Source organism: Thalassospira sp. UBA1131 (assembly GCF_002311515.1).
Taxonomy (GTDB): Bacteria; Pseudomonadota; Alphaproteobacteria; order Rhodospirillales; family Thalassospiraceae; genus Thalassospira.
Genome location: NZ_DCAO01000109.1, coordinates 46,577 through 55,420, shown reverse-complemented (window position 1 = coordinate 55,420; position 8,844 = coordinate 46,577). Strand labels below are relative to the sequence as shown.

The 8,844-nt window shown below is 55.6% G+C and carries 8 protein-coding genes and 1 pseudogene; 7 read left to right on the top strand and 2 right to left on the bottom strand.

Annotated elements, in window-relative coordinates:
• From B3Z49_RS18055 to B3Z49_RS18025, 7 genes and pseudogenes are all read left to right on the top strand, one after another.
• On the top strand, positions 1-1,197 hold a 1,197-nt coding region (locus B3Z49_RS18055), incomplete at its 5' end, for a sigma-54-dependent transcriptional regulator (RefSeq protein WP_296993354.1).
• A 322-nt stretch (positions 1,198-1,519) separates the two neighbouring features.
• Positions 1,520-2,460, top strand: a pseudogene (locus tag B3Z49_RS18050) (DctP family TRAP transporter solute-binding subunit).
• A gap of 43 nt (positions 2,461-2,503) precedes the next feature.
• Entirely contained in the window at positions 2,504-3,073 is a 570-nt protein-coding gene (locus B3Z49_RS18045; protein WP_008891328.1) for a TRAP transporter small permease, read from the top strand.
• 22 nt (positions 3,074-3,095) lie between these two features.
• Complete coding sequence (locus tag B3Z49_RS18040) at positions 3,096-4,505, top strand: TRAP transporter large permease (RefSeq protein ID WP_296993351.1); 1,410 nt, start codon at positions 3,096-3,098, stop codon at positions 4,503-4,505.
• Positions 4,506-4,670: 165 nt separating this feature from the next.
• A complete protein-coding gene (locus tag B3Z49_RS18035; RefSeq protein WP_296993348.1) occupies positions 4,671-5,183 on the top strand; it encodes a DinB family protein in 513 nt (170 codons plus the stop codon).
• 197 nt (positions 5,184-5,380) lie between these two features.
• A complete protein-coding gene (locus B3Z49_RS18030; RefSeq protein ID WP_296993346.1) occupies positions 5,381-6,598 on the top strand; it encodes a Bcr/CflA family multidrug efflux MFS transporter in 1,218 nt (405 codons plus the stop codon).
• Between the two features lie 51 nt (positions 6,599-6,649).
• Positions 6,650-7,159, top strand: coding sequence for a DinB family protein (locus B3Z49_RS18025; protein WP_296993344.1), 510 nt, complete (start codon positions 6,650-6,652; stop codon positions 7,157-7,159).
• 27 nt (positions 7,160-7,186) lie between these two features.
• Here the strand turns inward: B3Z49_RS18025 and B3Z49_RS18020 are convergent, their stop codons facing one another.
• Entirely contained in the window at positions 7,187-7,972 is a 786-nt protein-coding gene (locus B3Z49_RS18020; protein ID WP_296993342.1) for an enoyl-CoA hydratase-related protein, read from the bottom strand.
• A 116-nt stretch (positions 7,973-8,088) separates the two neighbouring features.
• Positions 8,089-8,844: SulP family inorganic anion transporter (locus tag B3Z49_RS18015; protein ID WP_296993339.1), on the bottom strand; the 756-nt coding region annotated here is incomplete at its 5' end.

The following is an 8,844-nucleotide window of genomic DNA, read 5'->3' as shown; positions in this document are numbered from 1 at the left end:
GTGGTGATTTCCGACATTCGCATGCCGAAGATGGATGGCCTTGATCTGCTGACAGAGGTCAAAAAGATCGATCCGGAAATGCCGGTTATTCTGGTCACCGGGCATGGGGATGTCGCAACCGCCGTTCAGGCCATGCATGACGGGGCTTTTGATTTTATCGAAAAGCCCTATGCCCCGGATCTGTTCATCGACATTACCCGCCGCGCAATGAGCCACCGCGCCCTTGTGCTTGAAAACCGCACACTCAAGATCGAACTCGCACGCCATTCCAAAAACGCGTCGGACTTTATCGGCCGCAATCCGGCGATGGAAAAGCTCCGCACCCTGATCGGCAATGTCGCGGCCACCAACGCCCATGTCCTGATCAACGGCGAAACCGGATCGGGCAAGGAAGTGATCGCGCGCAATCTGCATGAAATGTCGGGGCGTCCCGGCCCGTTTGTGGCGGTGAATTGCGGCGGCATGCCCGAACATCTGATTGAATCAGAACTGTTTGGCCACGAAGCCGGCGCCTTCACCGGGGCCGATCACAAACGCATCGGCAAGTTCGAGTTTGCCGACAAGGGCACGCTGTTCCTTGATGAAATCGAAAGCATGCCGCTGGCGCTGCAAATCAAATTGCTGCGGGTTTTGCAAGAACGCGCGGTTGAACGGCTTGGATCAAATCGGGTTCTGCCGATCGACTTGCGGGTTATTGCTGCCACCAAGGTCGATCTGCGGTCGGCCTCGGCACGTGGTGAGTTTCGCGAAGATCTTTATTATCGCCTGAATGTCGTGCAACTGCATATCCCCCCGCTTCGTGATCGCAAGGATGACATCGCGCTGTTGTTTGAATATTTCACCCGCGATGCCGCCAAGCGGTTTGAGCGTACCGTCACCGCCTTGAGTGCGGCGGAACTGGCACGGTTCAATGCCTATGACTGGCCGGGCAATGTACGCGAACTCCGCAATGCCGCCGAACGCCGGGTTCTTGGCCTTGATCCCCTGGCAAACAGCGAGGATGGCGAAGACAGTTATGCCGTTCCCCTGCCCCAGCAAGTCGAGGCATTTGAAAAAAGCCTGATTACCGAAGCCCTGCGCGAACATGGCGGCAATGTTACGGCCACGGTCAGTGCGCTTGGCGTCCCGCGCAAGACGTTTTACGACAAGCTGACCAAATACAACATTGTCCCCGCCGAATTCCGACGCCCGCGCTAATCAACCGATCAGGAGCCCGTCAATTAGACGGGCTTTTTTCTGTCGTCCGGTCCGTCAAATCCGCGCCCGGCATCGTGTGTGACAGTCCGCACACTGGCATGAAACTCGTGTGCGCCTTCACACACGAAATAGCCAAAATTTGCTGCATCGCAGCAACGTGAAATTCACCTTATTTCATTGATATAATTACATAAATCCAACTGATTTCGAACTGGCCCAGTGCTTGCTGATTACGGCACAGCGCCAAACGGCGTTTTAGAACGACGCCAAAAATGGCGCGCTAACGGGAAAACAGATTTAATTCATCAAGGGAGACGTTTTGATGCGTCCTATCAGCAAAAGCATTCTTGCTGCTGGCGTTGCTGCCGCAGCACTTCTGGGGTCCAACTTTGCCGCGTCGGCACAGGAAGTGATCAAGTTCGCGCACGTTGTTGCGCCGAACACCCCGAAAGGCCAGGGTGCCGACTTCTTCAAAAAACGCGCTGAAGAAATTCTCGGCGACAAGGTTCAGATCGAAATCTATCCGAACTCGCAGCTGTTTGATGACGACAAGGTTCTTGCCGCCATCCTGCGTGGTGACGTTCAGTTCGGTGCACCGTCGCTTGCGAAATTCGGCAAATGGACCAAGAAACTTCAGGTCTATGATCTTCCGTTCCTGTTCAAGGACATGGACGCGGTTTCCTGCTTCCAGAACGGCGAAAAAGGTCAGGAACTGCTGAACGCGATGTCGTCCAAAGGCCTGACCGGCGTTGGTTACTGGCACAATGGCCTGAAACAGCTTTCGGCCAACAAGCCGCTGCGCGCACCGGAAGATGCTGCTGGTCAGAAATTCCGTATTCAGTCGTCTGACGTCATCGCTGCCCAGTTCGAAGCTGTTGATGCGGTTCCGCAGAAAATGGCCTTCTCGGAAACCTACTCGGCCCTTCAGACCGGCGTTGTCGACGGTCAGGAAAACACCTGGTCNNCCACGGTCTGCTTGACTACATGGTTGTGACCTCGACCAAGTGGTGGGACGGTCTGGATCCGGAAATCCGCGACGGCCTTGCGCAGGCGATGAAAGAAGCCAGCGACTACGCAAACGGCCTGTCGGCGGAACTGACCGCTGAACAGCGTCAGGCAGTGATTGACTCCGGCGAAACCGAAATCCTGCAGCTTTCCGGCGAAGAATTCGCCAAATGGCAGACTGCAATGAAACCGGTTTGGGATGAGTTCTCTGGCGATATCGGCCAGGACATCATCGACGCCGCTGCTGCGTGCAACTGATCCGTACTTTTTTCCCAACATCATCGGAAAAGGGCCGTTCAAGATGATCTCAACGGTCGTTAACCGGCTGGAGGAGGGCATTATTGCCCTCCTGCTCGCCGCTATGACATCGCTTACCTTTGTAAACGTCGTCATGCGTTACGTGTTCAATTCCGGCCTGACCTGGGCCTTGGAAACCACGGAATTTCTTTTTGCCTGGCTGATCCTGTTTGGCATGTCCTATGGGGTCAAGGTTGGGTCGCACATCGGGGTGGACGCCCTCGTTCGCCTGTTCCCCAAGAATGCCCAGCGCGTCATCGGTCTGATCGTCGTCGCGGCCGGCATTCTGTATTCGAGCTGGCTGATTATTGGCGGCTGGGAGCTGGTCAGCTTCAATCACATGCTTGAAATGGAAGCCGAAGACAGCCCGATCATGCTGTGGATCGTCTATCTGATCATGCCGGTGGGTGCCGCTTTGCTGGCATTCCGTCTGGCACAGGTTGGCTGGCGCATCATTACCGGCCAACAGGTTGGCTTCAATCTGGCTGACGAAGCACGCGAAGCGATTGATCAGCTTGGCGCAAGCACTGTGGAGGACGACAAGTCCGCCACCGCTTCGACGCCAAAATCGTAAGCCGGACAGGGGGAACATTCAAATGACTATCGCATTCCTGTTTATCCTGCTGTTTGGCTTGATGGCGCTTGGCGCACCGATTGCCATTTCGTTGGGTGTTGCGTCGCTTTCGACCATCCTTCTCTTTGGCGACGACAGCCTTGCCACCCTGGCAGAAAAGCTTTTTGGCGGGATGGAACACTACACCCTTCTTGCCATTCCCTACTTCATTCTGGCATCTGCCTTCCTGTCGACCGGCGGTGTTGCCCGCCGTCTGATCCGCTTTGCCATTGATACCGTGGGCTGGTTCCCCGGTGGCCTTGCCATGGCATCAGTTCTGGCCTGCATGCTGTTTGCCGCTGTTTCGGGGTCAAGCCCGGCAACCGTCGTTGCCATCGGTTCCATCGTGATTGCCGGTATGGTACGCGCAGGTTACCCGCAAAGCTTTGCGGCTGGTGTGATCTGTAATGCCGGTACGCTTGGCATTCTGATCCCGCCATCCATCGTGATGGTTGTTTACGCCGCCGCAACCGAGGTTTCGGTTGGTCGCATGTTCCTTGCTGGCGTTATTCCGGGGATCATGGTCGGCCTGATGTTGATGATTGCGATCTATATCGTCGCACGCATCAAAAAACTGCCAAGCCAGCCCCGCCCGACCCTTGGTGAATGGGGCGGCGCGCTGTTTTCGGCATCGGGTGGCCTGTTGCTGGTTCTGCTGATCATGGGTGGCATTTATGGCGGGGTCTTCACCCCGACCGAGGCCGCGGCGGTTGCCGCGTTCTATGCCATGTTTGTTGCCGTCCTGTTTTACCGCGACATGGGCCCGATCAAGGAACTTTCATGGGTGCCTGAAAACGGCAATATCGGCATTGGCAGCCTGATGGCGCACAACCTTCCGAAAATGGGCAAGGCACTGGTCCTGATCCCGTTTGACAAGGAAGTCCGTCACGTCCTGCTTGATGCCGGCAAGGTCACGATCATGCTGATGTTCATCATCGCCAACGCGATGCTGTTTGCCCATGTTCTGACCTCTGAACGTATCCCGCACACCATTGCCGAAACCATCATTGGATGGGGTCTCCCGGCATGGGGCTTCCTGATTGTTGTTAACATCGTTCTGCTGATTGCCGGCAACTTCATGGAACCGTCGGCGATCCTTCTGATCATGGCGCCGATCCTGTTCCCGATTGCCATGCAGCTGGGCATTGATCCGATCCATCTGGGCATCATCATGGTGGTCAATATGGAAATCGGCATGATCACACCGCCGGTCGGATTGAACCTGTTTGTGACGTCCGGGATTACCGGCATGCCGTTGCTCAAGGTCGTTAAGGCCGCCTTCCCGTGGCTTCTGATCCTGCTGGGCTTCCTGGTCCTGATCACCTATGTCCCGGTGATATCGACCTGGCTTCCGACTACCCTGATGGGGCCGGAAAGGATCATGACCCACTAAGCGGGTTTGATCGCAGACACACAAAAATCAAGGGCGGCATTCGATCAGATGCCGCCCTTGCTGTATTTCAGTGCCACGGCCCGCGACATGCGGTAGTATTGGTTAAACCCATGACAACCAAGAAAAACCAGGCCTGATTGCGCCTCTGGAAGGAGCGGTTTCAAAATGTCCAAGATGAATTTCAACGACTATGGCCGCTGCATGGCGACCTATAACAGTTGGCAGAACGGCGTGCTGTTTGACCTCTGCGATCAGATCGGCGATGTCGAACGGCGGTTGGATCGCAATATGTTCTTTGGCTCCATCCACAACACGCTAAACCACATCCTGTATGTTGATCTGCGCATTCTGACCATCCTGCGCACCGGTGAAGTCGGTCCGTTCGAACCAACCACCATCGTTGCCGACGATTTCGAAACGCTGAAGGCCATGCGGGCCGAAGTCGATGCCGACATCACCGAATTCGTCGAAGGCACCGATCACAGCTGGCAGGATGAAATACGCGAACTGCCCTTCCCCGATGGCGTCACCCGCAAACTCCCCCGACAGCTGTTTCTGGTGCAACTGTTCAATCATCAAACCCATCATCGTTCTCAGATCACAAGCGAACTGCACAAGATGGGCCTTGATTACGGCAACACGGACGTGCCCTACACGCCCGATCTGCCAATAAGCTAACAAGCGATCCAAGCAACCGCTGGCAGAAGCCTGAATTTTATGGATAATACAGGGCTCGGGACTATCACACCCGACGCCCCACACTGCTGCGCCTTGGTCACTTTGCTTACCTGCGCGTGCTTGCATACTCCGCGCAACGCGTGCCCTCTGCTGGGGGCTCTGACCCGCCGCCAAACACTGAACGGAATTGATTGCGCATGTCCACGCCCCTGCCCGGCGCATCGCTTGACCCGAAAAAGCTTGCCATCTTGCTTGCCGCACTGGTTGCGACGGCACCATTTGCCATTGATACCTATCTGCCGGCGATCCCGGCCATGGCGCGCGACTTTGGCGAGGCCACCCATGCTGTTGAAGTTTCCGTCAGTACCTTCTTGATCGGATTTGCCTTGGGGCAACTGATCGGCGGACCGCTGTCTGACCGGATCGGTCGACGTCCCATCGCATTGGTCGGTTTGGTCATCTATATCGTCACCAGCGCGATCATCACCACCGTCGACAGCGCCTTTTCGCTTAATGTGATGCGCTTTTTCCAGGCCGTTGGCGGCGGATTTTCGATTGTGATTGTCGGTGCGTCGGTGCGCGATCTGTTTGAAGGCAAGGAAGCTGCGCGCATGTTTGCGCTGATTGCGGTGATCATGATGATTGCACCGCTTGTCGCACCAACCATCGGCTCGTTACTGCTGGTCTGGTCGACCTGGCAATCGATCTTCGTCCTGCTGATTGTCTATGGCAGCCTGATGCTTGCCATCGTTTACCTGAAGCTGCCCGAAACAAGCTTGATGCGCCGACGCCATCCCGGCCCGGTACGCCGGGTTTGGTGGACTTATCTGGAAGTCCTGCGCACGCGCAAGGCGGTTGGCTTTATGCTGACACATGCCGGGGCCAGTGCGGTGATGTTCAGTTTTGTCACCGACAGCCCATTTATGTATATCGATTTCTTTGGCGTGCCGCAGGCATACTTCCCCTATCTGTTCGGGGCCAATGTTGCGGTGATTATCATCTGTAACCGGCTCAACAACCCGTTGCTCAAACGCCTCGAATGCCATCAGATTCTAAAAATCGGCACCGGCATTCAACTTGTCGCGACCATCGGCCTGTTCATTGCGACAAATGTGTTTGAGCCAAGCTTGTGGACGGTGGTGCCGTTCATCATGTTCTCGGTCGGCCTGATCGGTCTGACGGCCCCGAATGCCACGGCATCCTTCATGCAGTACTTCCCGTATATCGGCGGTACGGCGACGGCCCTTTTGGGGACGATCCAGTTCGCCACCGGCGCGGTTGCTGGCATCGTCATCGGTCATTTTCACGACAACACTTTGTTGCCACTGACCGTATCGATGCTGGGCTTTGCGATTTTTGCCAATCTGATGGTTCATTTTATGGCCGATGCAAAACAGACAGAATCCCCTACCTGATCAAGTTGCTGATCAGCCGCCCATGCCACCACTCATTTCAGGATATCCTCAATGGCCCGGATGACATTTGACGACTATGGCTGCGCAATGGCCAAATACAACACGTGGCAGAACAATGTGCTTTATGATCTTTGCGATCAGATTGGCGACGAAGAACGCCGTCGTGATCGCGGCATGTTCTTTAAGTCGATCAATGCCACCCTTAACCATCTGGTCCATATAGACCGTCGTATTCTCAGCATCATGAAAACCGGAAACGCCCCGGTCTATGACGCCCACACACAGGTCGCCGATGATTTTGATGAGTTGCGCCAAATCCGCCGTGACCTTGATGCCGAGATCGAGGCTTTTGTCACCTCGGACAACCGTGACTGGCAGGATGGATATCGCGAATTCACCGGGGTCGACGGCATCACGCGCAACCTGCCCCGCCCGCTATTTTTGGTGCAATTCTTCAATCACCAAACCCATCACCGTTCCCAGATCACCAGCGAATTGCACAAGATGGGCATTGATTACGGCATCACCGACGTGCCGTTGACACCGGATTTGGGACTTTAACAGGCGGACTGTTAAAGCCCTCGCTGCCTATTTCCCGGTGAAGACCGGTTTGCGCTTTTCAAGAAACGCAGTGTAGCCTTCCTTGAAATCGGCACTTTCAAAGGCGCGGTAGCCTTCATCAAATTCATGCATGTCAATTGAGCCACCCTGGCGCAGACGGTTCACCATGCTTTTGTGCGCCCGTTGCGTCAGTGGCGCGCCACCGGCAATGCGTTTGCCGGTCTTGGCAACTTCCTCGTCAAACACTTCAAGTGCAACATGGCGGGCGATAAAGCCGATCTCGCGCGCACGGACGACGTCAAACACCTGCCCTTCAAGCAGGATTTCAAACAATGCCGCCTCGCCCAGCAGATCAAGCATGATTTCCAACTCGGGATAGCCAAGTGTTGCGCCCAGCTTCATCGGCGGCACTGCAAACTTTGCGTTATCGGCGGCAATGCGCATGTCGCACGCCGCTGCCAGCACGAAAGACGCCCCCATGCACGGGCCATCAATCGCGGCAATTACCGGATGGGTGCAGTTCTGAATGGTCTGAAGCGCCTCGGCATGCAGCATGCCGTAATCGCGTGCTTTCTCGAACCCTGACCGTTCACGCACGAACTCATGGATATCTGCCCCGGCACCAAAACCGGCCCCCTCGCCACCGCGAATAATCACGCAGCGCAGATCAAGATCATCCGACAATTCGTGGACAATCGTCGCCAACGCGCCCCACATCGGTTTGGTCAGGGCGTTTTTGCGTTCCGGCTGACAGATCGTGATGGTGGCAACGCGATCATCAATGGTGACATTCAGTCCGGTCTGATCAGTCATGGCATTTCCTTTTGGGGCTTGCTGTATGGGCACAGCTTAAATCGGCATAACGATACCGAATAAACCCAAAATGCTGTTTTGCCAACAAAAGACCAATTGGTTGCGCCCGACTGCGGTTAATCCCGCAACGTGCCAAGCTTTTCGCCCAGCCATTTGACAGCCTGTTCAACATCGGCCTCATAATGGATTGCCGGCGGCTTCATCCCGTGCACAAACAAGTCGCGCCGGATATCATGTTTCGTGCCGCTAAAGACAATCAGCCCACCCCGGCTGCGCACTTTTTGAACGAGGCTCGCCAGCGTATTGGCCGCCGTCGAATCAAGAAAAGGCACGGCTGAAAAATCAACAACCAGTGCGCGGCGCGTATCACCGATCCGATCCAAGACCGACCCGAAGGCCGCCGTCGCCCCAAAGAAAAAGACGCCGGAAATTCGGTAAACAACAATGTCGGGATCGCCGGCCGATACGGGGTCCGATGCCATCAAGACAACCTGATTATCCGCCCGGTCTTCGGCAACAAAAGGTGTGGCACTTTCGATATCGGCCATGCGTGACATACGACGGATAAACAGAACCGATCCCAACGCAAAACCGACAACAATCGCCTCAAGCAGATCGCGAAACACGGTCAGAAGCAACGTTGTCAGCAAAACCGCCGCGTCACCACGCGATGATCGCAGCAAAGTAACGATGGCGTGCTTTTCGATCATGTTCCAGGCAACGGTTGCCAACAGACCGGCAAGGCATGCCAGGGGAATGAACCCCGCCAAGGGGGCCGCAATCAGAATGAACAGCAACAGAAATACGCCGTGCAAAATTCCGGCGATCGGACCGTGTGCCTTGGATCGCACATTGGTTGCTGTGCGCGCGAT